This is a genomic window from Roseibium sp. ROS1 (assembly GCF_054658215.1).
Genome location: NZ_BAAGIG010000003.1, coordinates 967668 through 982219 on the forward strand (window position 1 = coordinate 967668; position 14552 = coordinate 982219).

General features: G+C 59.3%; 15 protein-coding genes and 1 tRNA gene. 10 read left to right on the forward strand and 6 right to left on the reverse strand.

Features of this window, described 5'->3' with window-relative positions; translation table 11 throughout:
- The first annotated feature begins 109 nt into the window (after positions 1-109).
- Positions 110-361, forward strand: a complete 252-nt coding sequence (locus tag ACYQ6M_RS20560; RefSeq protein WP_370197632.1) for a hypothetical protein — start codon at positions 110-112, stop codon at positions 359-361.
- Between the two features lie 149 nt (positions 362-510).
- On the opposite strand, the gene ACYQ6M_RS20565 is transcribed toward ACYQ6M_RS20560, so the two are convergent.
- The 6 genes from ACYQ6M_RS20565 to ACYQ6M_RS20590 form a co-directional block, all read right to left on the reverse strand.
- Entirely contained in the window at positions 511-1017 is a 507-nt protein-coding gene (locus ACYQ6M_RS20565) for a GNAT family N-acetyltransferase (protein WP_460075281.1), read from the reverse strand.
- An 82-nt stretch (positions 1018-1099) separates the two neighbouring features.
- Positions 1100-1411, reverse strand: coding sequence for a hypothetical protein (locus tag ACYQ6M_RS20570; RefSeq protein WP_297840030.1), 312 nt, complete (start codon positions 1409-1411; stop codon positions 1100-1102).
- A gap of 762 nt (positions 1412-2173) precedes the next feature.
- A tRNA-Arg gene (locus ACYQ6M_RS20575) sits at positions 2174-2250 on the reverse strand.
- Between the two features lie 215 nt (positions 2251-2465).
- Positions 2466-3938: a sensor histidine kinase gene (locus ACYQ6M_RS20580; protein ID WP_460075283.1), complete on the reverse strand. Its 1473-nt coding sequence runs from the start codon at positions 3936-3938 to the stop codon at positions 2466-2468.
- Positions 3939-4020: 82 nt separating this feature from the next.
- On the reverse strand, positions 4021-5451 hold the full coding sequence (locus ACYQ6M_RS20585) for a dihydrolipoyl dehydrogenase family protein (protein ID WP_460075285.1): 1431 nt from the start codon (positions 5449-5451) through the stop codon (positions 4021-4023).
- Positions 5452-5487: 36 nt separating this feature from the next.
- Positions 5488-6309 carry a TVP38/TMEM64 family protein gene (locus ACYQ6M_RS20590; RefSeq protein WP_023002253.1) on the reverse strand — a complete coding sequence of 274 codons (822 nt, stop codon included), beginning with the start codon at positions 6307-6309 and terminating at the stop codon, positions 5488-5490.
- A gap of 325 nt (positions 6310-6634) precedes the next feature.
- Between ACYQ6M_RS20590 and rpmH the strand changes: the two genes are divergently transcribed.
- From rpmH to ACYQ6M_RS20635, 9 genes are all read left to right on the forward strand, one after another.
- Positions 6635-6769 (forward strand): 50S ribosomal protein L34, encoded by a 135-nt coding sequence (gene rpmH, locus ACYQ6M_RS20595; RefSeq protein WP_006934271.1) that lies wholly within the window; start codon positions 6635-6637, stop codon positions 6767-6769.
- A 59-nt stretch (positions 6770-6828) separates the two neighbouring features.
- Positions 6829-7239 carry a ribonuclease P protein component gene (rnpA, locus tag ACYQ6M_RS20600; protein WP_023002254.1) on the forward strand — a complete coding sequence of 137 codons (411 nt, stop codon included), beginning with the start codon at positions 6829-6831 and terminating at the stop codon, positions 7237-7239.
- The gene (gene yidC, locus ACYQ6M_RS20605) at positions 7236-9056 is read left to right on the forward strand and encodes a membrane protein insertase YidC (RefSeq protein ID WP_460075288.1); all 1821 of its coding nucleotides are present in this window, start codon (positions 7236-7238) and stop codon (positions 9054-9056) included. The genes rnpA and yidC overlap by 4 nt, the downstream gene beginning before the upstream one ends.
- Positions 9057-9518: 462 nt before the next feature.
- Positions 9519-10523 (forward strand): hypothetical protein, encoded by a 1005-nt coding sequence (locus tag ACYQ6M_RS20610; protein WP_145903654.1) that lies wholly within the window; start codon positions 9519-9521, stop codon positions 10521-10523.
- A 227-nt stretch (positions 10524-10750) separates the two neighbouring features.
- A complete protein-coding gene (locus ACYQ6M_RS20615) occupies positions 10751-11119 on the forward strand; it encodes a hypothetical protein (RefSeq protein WP_460075290.1) in 369 nt (122 codons plus the stop codon).
- 228 nt (positions 11120-11347) lie between these two features.
- The gene (locus ACYQ6M_RS20620) at positions 11348-12028 is read left to right on the forward strand and encodes a CatB-related O-acetyltransferase (protein WP_460075292.1); all 681 of its coding nucleotides are present in this window, start codon (positions 11348-11350) and stop codon (positions 12026-12028) included.
- Between the two features lie 136 nt (positions 12029-12164).
- Positions 12165-12812, forward strand: coding sequence for a ribosome biogenesis GTP-binding protein YihA/YsxC (gene yihA, locus ACYQ6M_RS20625; RefSeq protein ID WP_023002260.1), 648 nt, complete (start codon positions 12165-12167; stop codon positions 12810-12812).
- Between the two features lie 98 nt (positions 12813-12910).
- Complete coding sequence (gene argB / locus ACYQ6M_RS20630; protein WP_023002261.1) at positions 12911-13798, forward strand: acetylglutamate kinase; 888 nt, start codon at positions 12911-12913, stop codon at positions 13796-13798.
- Entirely contained in the window at positions 13795-14538 is a 744-nt protein-coding gene (locus ACYQ6M_RS20635; protein ID WP_023002262.1) for a pyrimidine 5'-nucleotidase, read from the forward strand. Before argB ends, ACYQ6M_RS20635 begins: the two co-directional genes overlap by 4 nt.
- The last annotated feature ends 14 nt before the right edge of the window (positions 14539-14552 follow it).

Sequence of the window (14552 nt, forward strand, 5' to 3'; positions counted from 1 at the left end):
TCGGTGACCACGGATGTACTGGCACCGGGCAGCAGGATGAATGGAAAAGGCCGGGGTAACTCCCGGCCTTTTTTGCAACTACCACCAGTGAACGGTTGGAGACGTGCAGATGACTTCGTCCAAGGATAATGAAAGCCCGCTTCGCACACGACGGGAAACTGCGGAAAGCAAGGCGGAAACAACGCGTCGGGTCGCGCGTGAAATCAATGAGGCCGAGACATCTGCCCGCGACGCCAAGACGGCCCGGCTGAAAGCTGCAAGACTGGCGAGCCAGGACAAGCAGGCAGCCGCCGCCACGAATACCGCCAAGGGCAAGTCAGCCCCGGCAAAACCCCGCAAACCCATTGTGCCCAAGACCTGACGCCAGGTTTCATTCCTCTTTTTCCAGGGGCTTCTTAAGGGCACTTTCGGCAAGGCGAGCGAAACGGGCATTCAAAATGGATCGCCCCGATTGCCGTTCGGCGTTCGCTTCCGCTTCTCCGGCCAAAGCCCCGGAACCATGGCCCACCGTCAGGCGGTCGCCAGTTCCATGACCTGCGCCGGCTCCCTGCAACCGGGAAAGAGCTCGTATTCTACGTGTTCCACAACTGCAAATCCCAAAGATCCGTAAAAGGCGATCGCGCCTGTGCTGGCGCATAGCACCGTGACCTGAAGCCGCCTTGCGCTCGAACCTTCACGCTGAACATGCCGGATCAATCTGCGTCCGGTCCCCGATCTCTGGAACGCCTGGCTGATGTAACAGCCCCAGACATAGACAATTGCCCCGCGAGCTGCGTAGACGCAGCTTCCGACGATCCGGTCGTCATGAAACGCGAGGACCACCCGTTCATCCGTCGCAGGCAGAATGCCGCCCAGATCTTCTCCGGCAAGGGATTCGACCATCGCAGTGGCAGTGTCGCTACCCAATTGTTCCTGGTAGGTTTCGCGCCAACAAGTCGAAAGAAACGCCCTGAGACGGGATCTGGGCAGCCCGTCTGACAGATCGCCATCAGACGCAAATTCGACAAGCTCCACCACGTTTCCTGTTCCTGGCTCATCAGGCACTGACAGATGAGGAACACCTCTTCTCGCCGATGGGCGGAACAGGTTCTCCAGCAGCCTAACGGTGGCTTGAACCGAATGTTTTTTCAAGCAGCGTCGAATTGGAACCAGAAGCAGCTTCACCAACCGCTTCAAGTTGATCCTGCGTGGTCATGCGCTCGTACGCTTCCCCATCGGACTGTATGCGATACTGCGGCATGCCATCGCGAGCAGGCAACCTGCCTGTCACACGATACGTCAGGCCGGACATGCCCTTGCCACCGAACACGTTTTTCAGGCGCACGGCCTGCCCTATCCTGAAACTGTGGTCTGAAGAGCCACCCGAGGCTCTGCCGTGGCTGGTATTTGTGACCGTTTTCCTGGTCATCATGATTGGGTATCCTTTGATTTGAAGTATTCGCCGGCCGAGATCCGCCAAGTGACGCCACGCTATCGACAGATACGTGTATCGGCCCGTTCAACCGGCATACGGTGGCCGCTTCCGTAAATTGTCCTTGATCCGACGAGGCCAAATGCGTGACGGCAAGCGGTAAACATCTGCGCCGCCAAACGTGTCATGACCGATTTCGCGGGCACACTTGTCCAGGGAGGGCGCAGGCCTAAGCAGCACCCTGACAAGGAAAAAATACACTTATGTACTTTGAGTTTTTATGACAAAACAGGCGGTAAGATTGATTTATATTTTGTGCCGCGCTTATTTTCCTAATTTTCAGCATACACATTTTACAATAATAATCAAACATCAAAATATTTTGAGATTTTTATTTCTTCCAATTCTTATGAAATGACCCCAAACGGCTCCTAGTAATAGGGACCATCCAAGCCGAGCGACCGTAATCACCCGCCCAAGAACATGCGGCGCATGTCATCGGAACCAAGATCCGATTTCCCGGATCAGGCATGTTGGGATTCGGCAAATCACCCGCTGACAACCTGGCCTTCAAACGACATTAGCCCCCGAGAACCTGTCCGATCCATCGCATGGAAAGCAGGAACCCAAAGCACGAATGTAGCTATTGCAGAGACGGCAAATGCTGAAGTTGCTTCCTGGAAGCTGTCCAGAAAGGCCGACAACGCTTCAGCGCAATGCACACAGGTGCAAGCAGATCAAATATTGATGGTGCAGGAAAAGTGGCGCACCGGGGAGGATTCGAACCCCCGACCCCCAGATTCGTAGTCTGGTGCTCTATCCAGCTGAGCTACCGGTGCGTATTTGCGAAGATCTTGTCATCTCGGTTGAACCTGCCGATGACCGGTCTTGGCGCTGCGGGGCGTGTCGTGTGCCCCGGACAGGGCGCTTACCTACTGCGGTCCGATGGGGATTGCAAGAACCTTTTTGAACTTTTTTTCAAAGAACTGTCACACAGTTCGGAAAGCCGCAGAACTCCTCGAGACTTAGCGGTGAATAAGATCGCCCTTCCCGCTCATGGCTTGCGGTCGGGAACCTCGAAACAGAAACATGTGCCGGTCCGGTTGTCTTCCAGCCGCACCGATCCGCCATGCGCCTTGAGCAGTTCGGCGACAATCGCCAGCCCGAGACCGACACCGCCGTTTTTCGAACCGCTGTGAAAAGCCCTGAACAGTGCCTTGCGGATATTGTCCGGAATGCCCGGCCCCGTGTCGGAAACCCGAACTCGGACACATGTGCCCTCACGCTCGGCCTCGATGGTGATCCGGCGGACCAGCGTTTCGTCCTTTTCCGCCTCCAGCGCCTGAAAGGCATTGCGGACGAGATTGAGCATCACACGGAAGATCTGTTCCGGATCGGCGTCGATCTCGATTTCCACCGGAACCTTGTTGTCGAAACGCACCGTGGCATGATCCACGAGACCCAGCACGTCCGCCACGTCGTCACCGACACGCTTCAGCGCCAACAGACGGCGTTGTGGTGCCCGTTCCTGGGCCTTGCCGTAGGACATCACCGCCTGCGTGTAGCCGACCGCCCTGTCGAGCGTTGCCAGGATCTTGGGGGCAAGGCGCTTGACCGTCGGGTCCGGCACATGCTCCAGGCGCTCCAGAAACAGCTGCGCAGAGGCCAGCAGGTTGCGGAGGTCGTGATTGATCTTGGAAACGGCCAGACCGAGGTCAGCAAGCCTCTGCTTTTGATGAAGCGCCCTTGAAAGAGCCTCCTCCATGCCCGCCAGACGGATTTCGGCGTCGCCGAGCTCGTCGCGGCGGCCGGAAATCGACATGATTCGCGAGGTATCTTCCGGGCTTTCGGCAAACCGTTCCATGGAGCGCGTCAGGCGGCGCAGCGGCCGGATGAACAATGCCCTGAGGGTGATGTAGACAAGGCTGGCGGTGATGATCGAAATCACCAGCGACAGTGCAAGAATGCGGCCGGAGAAGGCCAGCATGTCCTGTTGCAGAAGGCGCACGGGCAGGACGACATCGACATGCTCGGTATGGCCCATCTGACCGGCACCGATGATACGCATGGCGCCGTCGCCGCGATAGGTGAGGATCTCGAAACTGTGCAGGATGGCCGACCAGGGGGTGACTTCGGCCATGTCGACAACGAAGTCCATCTCGCCCGGCACATTGCTCATGGCGATCAGGCTGCGCCGCGAGCCTTCGTCGAGGGAAATCGCGAGAGCACCGGTTGTGCGCAGCAGTTCTTCCTGAAGACGCGGGGCGATGGTGTTGGTTTCCGCAAGCACAGAGGCCGCGACACCTGCCGTGGTCAGCCGGTCCGTGAGCCAGGTGTTTCGAAAATTGGCGATCGAGGGCACATAGATGAGGATTTCCGCGAGCATCACGAAAAGCACCGTCATCAACAGCAGTTTGCCCGACAGGCCGCCAAATCGATAATGCCCGAAGCCATCGCCGGGAGAAGCGGGCGTGGCGGCGGGTTCTTGCGGGACAGCCGATCCTTGCGGCGCGCCCTCATGTTTCATGTCACGTCTTTCCAAATCCCAAGGCCCCGGCCCCGCATCAGCGATGGTACCACAGCTTCTCTAAAACAGACGGCACCAGCGGTCACCCGAACAGACGCAGGAAACCGATCGCTTTGCGCAGCCAAGCATTTTTGGGCGCTTCCGCATAGTAAGAAATTGCCGCACGGCGCACGAGTTCACCCAGTGTCGGATAGGGCGCGATGAACCCGGCAAGGTCCTTCATGGTCATCTTCTTCGACAAGGCGAGCGACAGAAGATTGATGACCTCCCCGGCCTGGGCACCTGCGATATCCGCGCCAAGCAGCCTGCCGCGCGGCCCGGCAATCAGCTTCAGGCGGCCCTTCGAGAGGCCTTCTGCCTGCGCCCTGTCATTGCCGGCATAGTCCGCCGTCAGCACCTTGACCTTGTGGCCATAGCGCGAGCGGGCCTCGGCTTCGCTCAGGCCGACATGACCAAGTTCCGGCGATGTGTAGGTAACCCAGGGCACAATGTCGCTGGTCATGGAGACCGGCAGCCGGAACAGGATGGAGCGAATCGCAAGACCTGCCTGATAGCCGGCGACATGCGTAAACTGCAGACCGCCGGCAACGTCGCCAATGGCATAGACGCGCCGGTTGCTTGTTCGCAAACCCTTGTCGACCGCAATGCCTTTCCGATCATGATCGATGCCGGCTTCTTCCAGGCCGAGACCGTCGACGTTGGGCGCACGGCCGGTCGCCACCAGCAGATGAGAGGCCTCCACCGTCACCGACTTTCCATCCGCCCCCTTCGCACTGATCACAAGCCCCGCACCGGAACGCCCGACCTTTTCGACCGCCGTTTCTTCCAGAATGTCGATGCCTTCGGCACGCAGGGTATCCAGCACCAACGCCGCCAGTTCCGGATCGTCCTTGCCAAGAGCCTTCTGGGCTTCGAACACGGTGACTTTCGAACCGAGACGCCGGTGGGCCTGCGCCATTTCAAGACCGATTGGTCCGCCGCCGATAATTGCCAGATGCTCCGGTCGATCGCGCAACTGGAACAGGGTTTCGTTGGTGAGAAAGGGAACGTCCTCGAGCCCCGGAATAGGCGGAACGAAAGCGGAGGAACCCGTTGCGATGACAAAACGCCGGGCCTTGATACGGACTGCACCGGCCAACACCTCATCGGATCCGGTGAACCTTGCCGTCTCGCGCAGGACGGTGACGCCGAGGCCTTCGAAGCGTTTCTGGGAATCATGCGGCTCGATGGCGGCGATGACCTTGCGGACATGATCGTTTGCTTCGGCAAAATCGACTTTCGGCTTGTCGCCATGCACTCCGAACCGGCTCGCCGCTTCCTGCGTATGCGCGGCCTTGGCGGCAGCCAGAAGCGCCTTGGAGGGCACACAGCCGTAGTTGAGGCAATCGCCGCCCATGAGCCCCTTTTCGATCAGCACCACCTCGACGCCAAAGGCCGCCGCGGCCGCGGCAACGGACAGGCCGGCAGAGCCTGCGCCAATCACGCAAATGTCCGGGGTCAGCAAATTGGCCATGACGGGCTCCGATTCGGCAGGAAACTGGCGGAAAGTTTAACGATTGCGGACTTTTTTCAAGATCACCGGAATGAGGCTGGCGATTCCGAGTGCAAAAAACGCCGCCAGCAGCTGTGGTGTTACCAAGGCAGCAACGTCGATCTGACAGGTTCCGGACGCCGCGCAGCCGGGGTTGGCAGCTTCCTGTGCCGCGATGACACTGTCGAGGCCGGAACCGATGAAGGTGAAGGCAAAGGTGCCCGGAATGATGCCGACAAACGTTGCAAGCGTGTAGGAGGGCAACGGCATCTTGAAGATTGCCGGGGCGATGTTGACCAGCCAGAAAGGGAATACCGGTGTCAGCCGCAGGAACAGGAGGTAGTGAAACGCATCCTTGCGAAACCCTTCGGCCAGACGGGCAAGGAAGGGGCCGGCCCGATTGGTGAGCACCTCACCGAAGGAGGATCTTGCAACAAGAAAGACGGCGCAGGCGCCGATCGTCGCGCCCAGAACCGTTGCGACACCGCCAATTACCCAGCCAAACAGAAAACCGCCCGCGATGGTCAGCAAGGATGCCCCGGGAAACGACAGAGCGACCGCCACGGTATAGATGGCCACATAGGCGAGAATGGCGAGCACCAGGTTCTGCTCGACATAACCGGCAAGGTCCTGCCGCTGCATGATGAGGTTCGACAAGGTCAGCTGCTTGTGCAGGCCAAGCGCGAATCCGAGCACCATCAGTCCTGCGAGAACCGCCAGTGGCAGCCACTTTCTGAGCCTTTCGGCTGCCGTGCGTTCCTGCGTCTTTCCGCCGGTCTGCCCCGTGTCCTTCGGCGGCGTCATCCTGTTGGCCTCGTCACCCAGCATCCACTCTTCCATCAGCTCGCTTCTTGTCGCAGGGGCGCCCTGCTTTTTTGTTCTGATAGGCAGATGTACCTTAAACCTCGTAAAAAGAACTGTGCTTCACTGATAAGTGACGCTTGCCCGTTTCAGGTTCACCTGTGCGTGATCGAAAGGAAAACGCAGAATCTTAGGCGTGCAAAGTTGACTTGAGGCGGCATGGCCCTTATAAGCGCGCTCGACCGGGACATGCATTCGGACCCAAGGCTGGAAAAGCCGCGCTCTTCATGGCGCTTCGGGTGCTTCCTCCAAAGAATTTAAAAAATGAACAAGGGCCGCGCTCTTAGCCGCGCGGGGAAGAACAATGAAGCGTACGTATCAACCGAGCCGTCTTGTCCGCAAGCGTCGCCACGGCTTCCGCGCACGTATGGCCACCAAGAATGGCCGTCAGGTGCTTGCTCGTCGCCGCGCGAAGGGTCGCAAGAGCCTCAGCGCCTAATCGGCGACCAGCCCGCAGTGCGCCGGGTTGGCGGCGACTGCCAACACCAATCCGCCGCTATGGACACTTTGAAAAAGCGCTCCGAATTCCTGGCGGTCGCCAAAGGCGGCCGGCTGGGCCGGCGCGCTTTTGTCGTTCAGGGCTTGAACCGCGACAGCGACGACGCGTCGCGGGTTGGCTACACGGTTACCAAGAAAACCGGCAATTCGGTTATGCGCAGCCGCATAAAGCGGAGGCTTCGAGCCGCCGTGGCCGAACTTGCGCCCGAAGATATCCCGCAAAAGGCGGATTTCGTGCTTGTCGCTCGCGACAGCGCACTCACTCTTCCCTTTGAAAAAATCGTTGCAGACCTTAAGTCTGGCCTGAGCCAGGTGCTGGATCCGCAAACGCCGCGCGGACGGGGAAAACCGCGCCGGCAGGGCTCGCAGCCCAATCGAAACAGCGCAGGAAACAGGGGTAAATCCAGTTGATTTCTGAAAACCGCAACACGATTCTCGCGATCGTTCTGTCCCTGATTGTTCTGCTCGGCTGGCAATATTTCGTTGCCGCGCCTCAGTTGGAACGCCAGCAGGCCGAACTTCAGGCCCAGCAGGAGGCCGCTCAAAAGGCCGCGACCGGCACAACAAACCCGGATGCACCGCAACCGACCGGTTCGCAGGGCGCCAACACCGCGGCACCGGCGGCCGGGCAACAGGCCGCCTTCGCCAACCGGGATACTGCGCTTGCCGCTTCCCAGCGCGTGACCATCGATACGCCCAGCCTTGAAGGGTCGCTCAATCTGACAGGCGGCCGCCTCGACGATATCCGGCTGAAGGACTATCACGAGACCGTCGACAAGAGCAGCCCGACCATCGTGCTGTTCTCACCGTCCGGCAGCCCCAAGCCCTACTACGCTGATTACGGCTGGGTCGGCGATCCGGGTTCGAACATCGCCCTGCCCGGCCCGGATACCATCTGGTCCATCGACGGCGAGACGACACTGACCCCGTCGACCCCCGTGACACTGTCCTGGGACAATGGTGCGGGCCTCACTTTCAAGCGCACCTTCTCTGTCGACGACAACTACATGTTCACCGTCAATCAGGCGGTCGAAAACACTGGCGCCGACGCGGTAACGCTCTATCCCTACGGCCTGATCGCTCGAAAGGGCATGCCGGAAACCAAGGGTATCTACATTCTCCATGAAGGTCTGCTCGGCGTCTTCGGCGCGGAAGGCCTCAAGGAAGTCGATTACGACGATCTGATGGAAGAAAGCTCCATCCGGCCGGCCAAGGTCGACCAGGGCTGGCTCGGCATCACCGACAAGTACTGGGCCGCGACGCTCATCCCGACCCCGGGTCAGGAATTCCAGCCGGGCTTCAGCCACTCCGCCACCACCGACGTCTTCCAGGCCGACTATCTCGGCAACGGTGTGACCATTGCAGGCGGTTCGACCGGCGAAAGCAGCTCGTATCTGTTTGCCGGCGCCAAGGAAACCAAGGTTCTCGACGGTTACGAGGAAGCGCTCGGCATCGAACGGTTCGAACTTCTCATCGACTGGGGCTGGTTCTACTTCCTCACCAAACCGATGTTCTTCGCGATCGACTGGTTCTTCCACCTGTTCGGCAACTTCGGTGTCGCCATCCTGGTTGTCACCGTTATCGTCAAGCTGATCTTCTTCCCGCTGGCCAACAAGTCCTACGTCTCCATGAGCAAGATGAAGCTCGTGCAGCCGCAAATGACGGAAATTCGGGAGAAATATTCCGACGACCGGCAGAAGCAGCAACAGGCGTTGATGGAGCTCTACAAGAAAGAGAAGATCAACCCGCTGGCCGGCTGTCTGCCGATCCTGGTGCAGATCCCGGTGTTCTTCGCACTCTACAAGGTGCTGTACGTCACCATCGAAATGCGCCACGCACCGTTCTTCGGCTGGATCCAGGATCTTTCGGCACCGGACCCGACCACCATCTTCAACCTGTTCGGCCTGATCCCCTGGGATCCGCCGCAGATGCTGATGCTGGGCGTCTGGCCGCTGATCATGGGGATCACCATGTTCATCCAGATGAAGATGAACCCGGCTCCGCCCGATCCGACCCAGCAGATGATCTTCACCTGGATGCCCGTGATCTTCACCTTCATGCTGGCCTCTTTCCCGGCCGGTCTGGTGATCTACTGGGCATGGAACAACACCCTGTCCGTGACGCAGCAGTATGTGATCATGCGCCGTCAGGGAGCCAAGGTGGAGCTCTGGGACAATCTGGGGGCGCTCTTCAAACGCAAGAAGCCAGCTCCCGACGACAAGAGTTAGTCCTCTGGCAGTTGCCTGAAAACGATAAGCCCCGCCAACCGGCGGGGCTTATTCATTGAGAGGCCGGTCATCGAACCTTTTGATGTTCTTATGACGCCCCCTGGCTTCCGTCAGCAGGACATTGCCGACTTTGTCCCGCTCCGCCTGTCGAGTGAATGTTCGGTATGGAAATGACCGGCAAGAGTTCGCCATTTCTCGACAAGACCCAGCGTTGACCACTTCAAGGCCCATGCGAGCGCAGTGACGGGCGTCACTGGCCATTTGGCCCTTCTTCCATCAAATTGTCTGCCAGAGACGCAACAGCTTGTGCGGCCGGGTGCTCGCAGCCGAAAGCGCCTGCTCAATACCCGGTGACACAAGCAAGCCAGCCAACACCTGAAACAGAAACCGGCACACAGCAAAGCGTGCGCCTGATCCCTTTTGTGCGGCCGCAAGCATGGCCACATCGTGGAGAACGTGAACATGTACGCAGACTACGACGCCTTCAAAGCAGCGGTTGAACCTCACTGGCAGCGTTACTGGGACGACAACGCGTGGGTTCAAAACTGGTCCAACTGGCAGGACCGGGACAAAATGGACCAGTTTTGCCAGGCTGCTTACAATCTGTACAGGGCTGCCGCAAATAACCGAATGCCATATACCTTGCTTGGCGGCACCGGTATCCGGATGTGCAAAAACCTGATCGCAAACTTCGGTGTGACGGCTGCCAGCGGCATCCAGGAAGACGTAACCAGGAAGCATGTCCGGACGGAACAAAGAGCCCGCAACGATGGCAAAGGCACGCACACGGACGCGGACAACAATATCATCCCTCCCGTGCCCGTCACAGGAGGCGCCATCCTGAGTGAAAAGAAGTGGACGCCTCTTCTCAACGATGCACTCATCATCGGTGCGATCACTGCCCACAAGACCTTCAGTCTGACGCTGGAAACCGCTGAGGCCGGCCTTTTTCGCCAATGCGGCGAGGATTTGCTGGACGAAGAGGTCCCGAAACTGCAGAAGATTCTGCCGCATGTGACCAACCGGAGAAATGCAGAGCACCTTGTGAAGGGAACCGTGGACTATCAAAAGAACCACTGGAAGGAGTTCATGAACCGGAACGCCGGCATGTTCTGGACCTTCGGACAGTACACGGACAGACAAACCAACAGGAAAGCATCATTCCAGAACCCGCGTGTGCTGGCGCGCGAACTGCTTGGCCTGGCGTTTTTCGGCTATCAGCCTGCGTTCGGACAAGGTGAGCTCTATTTCAAGCCACCGCAGGACAACGCCCCGGACCCGACATTCCAAGCCTATGTGAGAGGGCTTAATGATATCGGATTTCACGAAGGCAACAGACACACACGTATCAGGTTGATGTCGAGAATCTCCGAATTCCTGTTCAACGACCCGAGGGCAGTCCAAATGCCGCAGGACAGGGCTTATGGTGAAAGGCGTGTCGACGCCCGGGTTCGCATTCCCACCTGAACACGACTCCAGAAACCGGCACCACCTGTCCGGTCCACTTTCGACGGGGTTCTTGACCGACCCGAAGAACCCCACTCACGCAGGTTTTTTCGAGTCGTCGCCTACCACACACCCCCGCAGCCCTCGATGTGAAAAACGCAGGCAAGTGCCGTCTTTAGGCCTCGTTTCCATCATGACAGTACCCGCTTTGCCCGACACGGTTCGAGATATATTTCCGGAGGTGTCCCTTGCGCGTGCTCAAAATCCTTTCCGCCCTCGTCCTGCTTCTGACTGCCGCCGCCTTTGTTTACGGATTTGCCGGTTATCTCGATGCCCGAGCCGATGCCTTTCGCCTGTCCGCGCGCGCCGACAGGCTGATTGCCGGCGGCCGAGGCGGTGTCGATCTTGGGCCAAGGCAACTTGCGAAATTGCTGCAGGTCGAGGATCCCGGCTTTGTGGACCATTCCGGTGTTGATCTATCCAGTGCCGGAGGCGGTCTCACCACAATTACCCAATCGCTTGCCAAACGCGTCGGTTTCGAAACATTCCAGCCCGGTATCGCCAAGATCCGGCAGACCGGTTACGCAATCGGGCTGGAAGGCTGCAGGGACAAATAGACAAGCCCTAAAAGGTTCCACCTTGACCGGCGCCGGAACCTCGTGTTTTTATCCGGCACCTTGACGCGAGGCTCTCGCGTCTTTCAACCGATCCCGTTTGGAGTGCCTGGACCAATGATCCGATAAAGCAAGACCTGATCCGCAAGGCGAAGCCGCTCACCGGCAGGTCAACCGCGTCCAACACGCGTTTTCCAGTTTCCCTTGTTTTCTTGCTTTTAAGGAGGCCCCATGCACGGCCCGTCCCCCGACACGCTCTATCCCTTCAACGGCGAACCGCACACGGTTTACCTGAAAAACGTGATCACCCGCCCTACCATCGAAGTGGGCGACTTCACCTATTACAACGATGAAAACCACGCGGCCGAGTTTGAAAGCCGCAATGTGCGCTATCACTTCGACTTTGTCGGCGACCGGCTGAAGATCGGGAAGTTCTGTGCGCTGGCGCAGGGAACAACGTTCATCATGAGTGGTGCCAACCATGCCATGACGGGTTTTTCGACCTACCCTTTCAACATCTTCCAAAACGGTTGGGAACAGGGCTTCGATCCTGCGACCATTTTCGACCACCTGAAGGGAGATACCATTGTCGGTCATGATGTCTGGTTCGGAACCAATGCAACGGTGATGCCTGGCGTCACCATCTGCTCCGGGGCAATCATCGGCGCGCACGCGGTGGTCGCGTCCGACGTCCCGCCCTATGCGGTGGTGGTCGGCAATCCTGCCCGGGTGGTAAAACTCCGGTTTGATGAAGCCACTATCGAACGGCTGCTTGAAATTGCCTGGTGGGATTGGCCGGCCGAGACGATCTCCCGGAACCTCGATGCGATCCGCGGCGCGGATATCGAGGCCCTGGAGGCCGCAGCGACAGGGTTGGGCGGTGAGTGTGATGCCAAACGAAACAGCGCCTGATCCGAACGGTCCGGCCGTGCGGACCAAAAGACCTGCAAGGCGTCCCTTTCAAGAGGGTGCGCCTTGCGGGGTTGCAGGCTTGAAACGGCACGCCAAAACTAGTGACGGTTGCTTTCAGGCAGGGTAGAAGGCGCTTATGAGCGAAGAACAAAAATATTCCGATGAAGACCTCGAAGCCGGCCGGCTGATGTTCTGCCGTCCGTGGGATTTTCTCACCAGCGTTACCGACATGGCCAACCTGCCGGAAGCGGCCGGAGCGGAGATCGCCTTTGCGGGGCGGTCGAACGTCGGCAAGTCCAGCCTGATCAACGCGCTGACCGGGCGCAAGGACCTTGCCCGGACTTCGGCAACCCCGGGCCGGACGCAGATGCTGAACTTCTTCATTGCTCCCGAGACGCCGCTGACGATCGTCGACATGCCGGGATACGGCTATGCGCAGGCGCCCAAGGAACTGGTGGAAGCCTGGACCCAGCTGGTGTTTTCCTATCTGCGCGGTCGGCCGAACCTGCGCCGCGTGATCCTTCTGATCGACAGCCGCCACGGCATCAAGAAGAACGATCTCGAAGCGATGGAACTGCTCGACAAGGCAGCCGTCGTCTATCAGGTCGTGCTGACCAAAGCCGACAAGATCAAACCGCCGCAACTCGTTCGCCTCATCGAGGACACGAAGGCAATCCTGCGCAAACGGGTCGCCGCCCATCCGGAGATTCTGGCCACGTCCTCGGAAAAGAACCGCGGTGTCGACGAACTGCGGGCGGAGCTGTTTCTTCTGGCCACCCAGTGACCCGTCACTCCTGCGCCGATTGTGAAGCCACTTCAAACCGGCTATAGCAGGGGACTTTCGCGAGACGTTTTCCCAGCCACGGTGAGTATTTCCGTTCCATGACCACGCCTGACACCGCCACACGCGCCAACATCATTGCCCATGCCCTGCCTTACATGCAGCGCTACGACAACAAGACCGTTGTCGTGAAATACGGTGGCCATGCCATGGGCGATCCGGAACTCGGCCAGGCCTTTGCGCGCGACATCACGCTGCTGCGCCAGTCCGGGGTCAATCCGGTGGTGGTTCATGGCGGCGGGCCGCAGATCGGCAAGATGCTGCAGCGGCTGAACATCGTCAGCGAGTTCAAGGGCGGTCTGCGCGTCACCGACAGGGCCACCGTCGAAGTGGTCGAGATGGTTCTTGCCGGTTCGATCAACAAGGAAATCGTCCAGCTGATCAATGCCGAAGGCGGCCGCGCGGTCGGACTGTGCGGCAAGGACGGCAACCTGGTGACCGCCCGCAAGCTGACCCGGACCGTTGTGGATCCGGACAGCAACATCGAAAGCGTTCTCGATCTCGGCTTCGTCGGCGAACCGGACAAGGTCGACCCGACCGTTTTGAAGCTGGTGCTCAAGGAAGACATCATTCCGGTTGTCGCCCCGGTCGCCCCGGGCGAAGACGGCGAGACCTACAACATCAACGCCGACACCGCTGCCGGCGCCATTGCAGGCTCGCTCAACGCCAAACGGCTGCTGTTCCTGACGGACGTGCCCGGCGTTCTGGACAAGGACGGCAACCTGATCAAGCAGCTCACCGTTGCCAAGGCGCATGAGCTGATTGCCGACGGCACCATTTCCGGCGGCATGATCCCCAAGGTCGAAACCTGTATCGAAGCTTTGGACCGCGGCGTTGAAGGCGTTGTCATCCTGAACGGCAAGGTACCGCACGCGGTGCTGCTGGAACTGTTCACCGACGGCGGCGCAGGGACGTTGATCCGCCCGTGACAGGAAAACGCCCCCTGCCCCACGAGGGCCCGCAGGCTCATCGCCGCGACCTGAGGATTTTCAAAGGCGTCGAAGCCTGGGTCTTCGATCTGGACAATACGCTCTACCCTCACGAGAGCGACCTGTTCCCGCAGATCAACGAGCAGATCTCGCGCTATGTGCAGAAGATCCTGAACCTGCCGCCCGATGAGGCAATGGCGCATCAGAAGGAACTCTATCACGAGTTCGGCACGACCCTGCGCGGGCTGATGACCAACCACGCCATCGACCCGGACGACTACCTGCGTTTCGTCCATGATATCGACTACTCGACCCTGAAACCCGATCCGGACCTTGCAGCCGCGATCGAGGCCTTGCCGGGCCGGAAGTTCATCTTCACCAACGGCGACCGCCCACATGCGGAACGCACGGCGGCTGCGCTCGGCATCGCGGATCATTTCGAGGATATCTTCGACATCGTCTCGGCGGATCTTGTGCCCAAGCCCAACAAGGTCACCTACGAACGTTTCCTGGCACATACCGGCGTCGCGCCGGCACGTGCTGCCATGTTTGAAGACCTGGCCAAGAACCTGAGCGTGCCGCATGCGCTTGGCATGTGCACGACGTTGATCCTGCCGACCGGCACGCGGGACGTGTTCCAGGAAACCTGGGACATGGAAGGCGAACCCTATCCGCATGTGGATTTCGTCACCGATGAACTGACCGGGTTCCTGAAGGCCGTTCTTGGCGCCATCAGCTAGCGCCCGACCGCAGG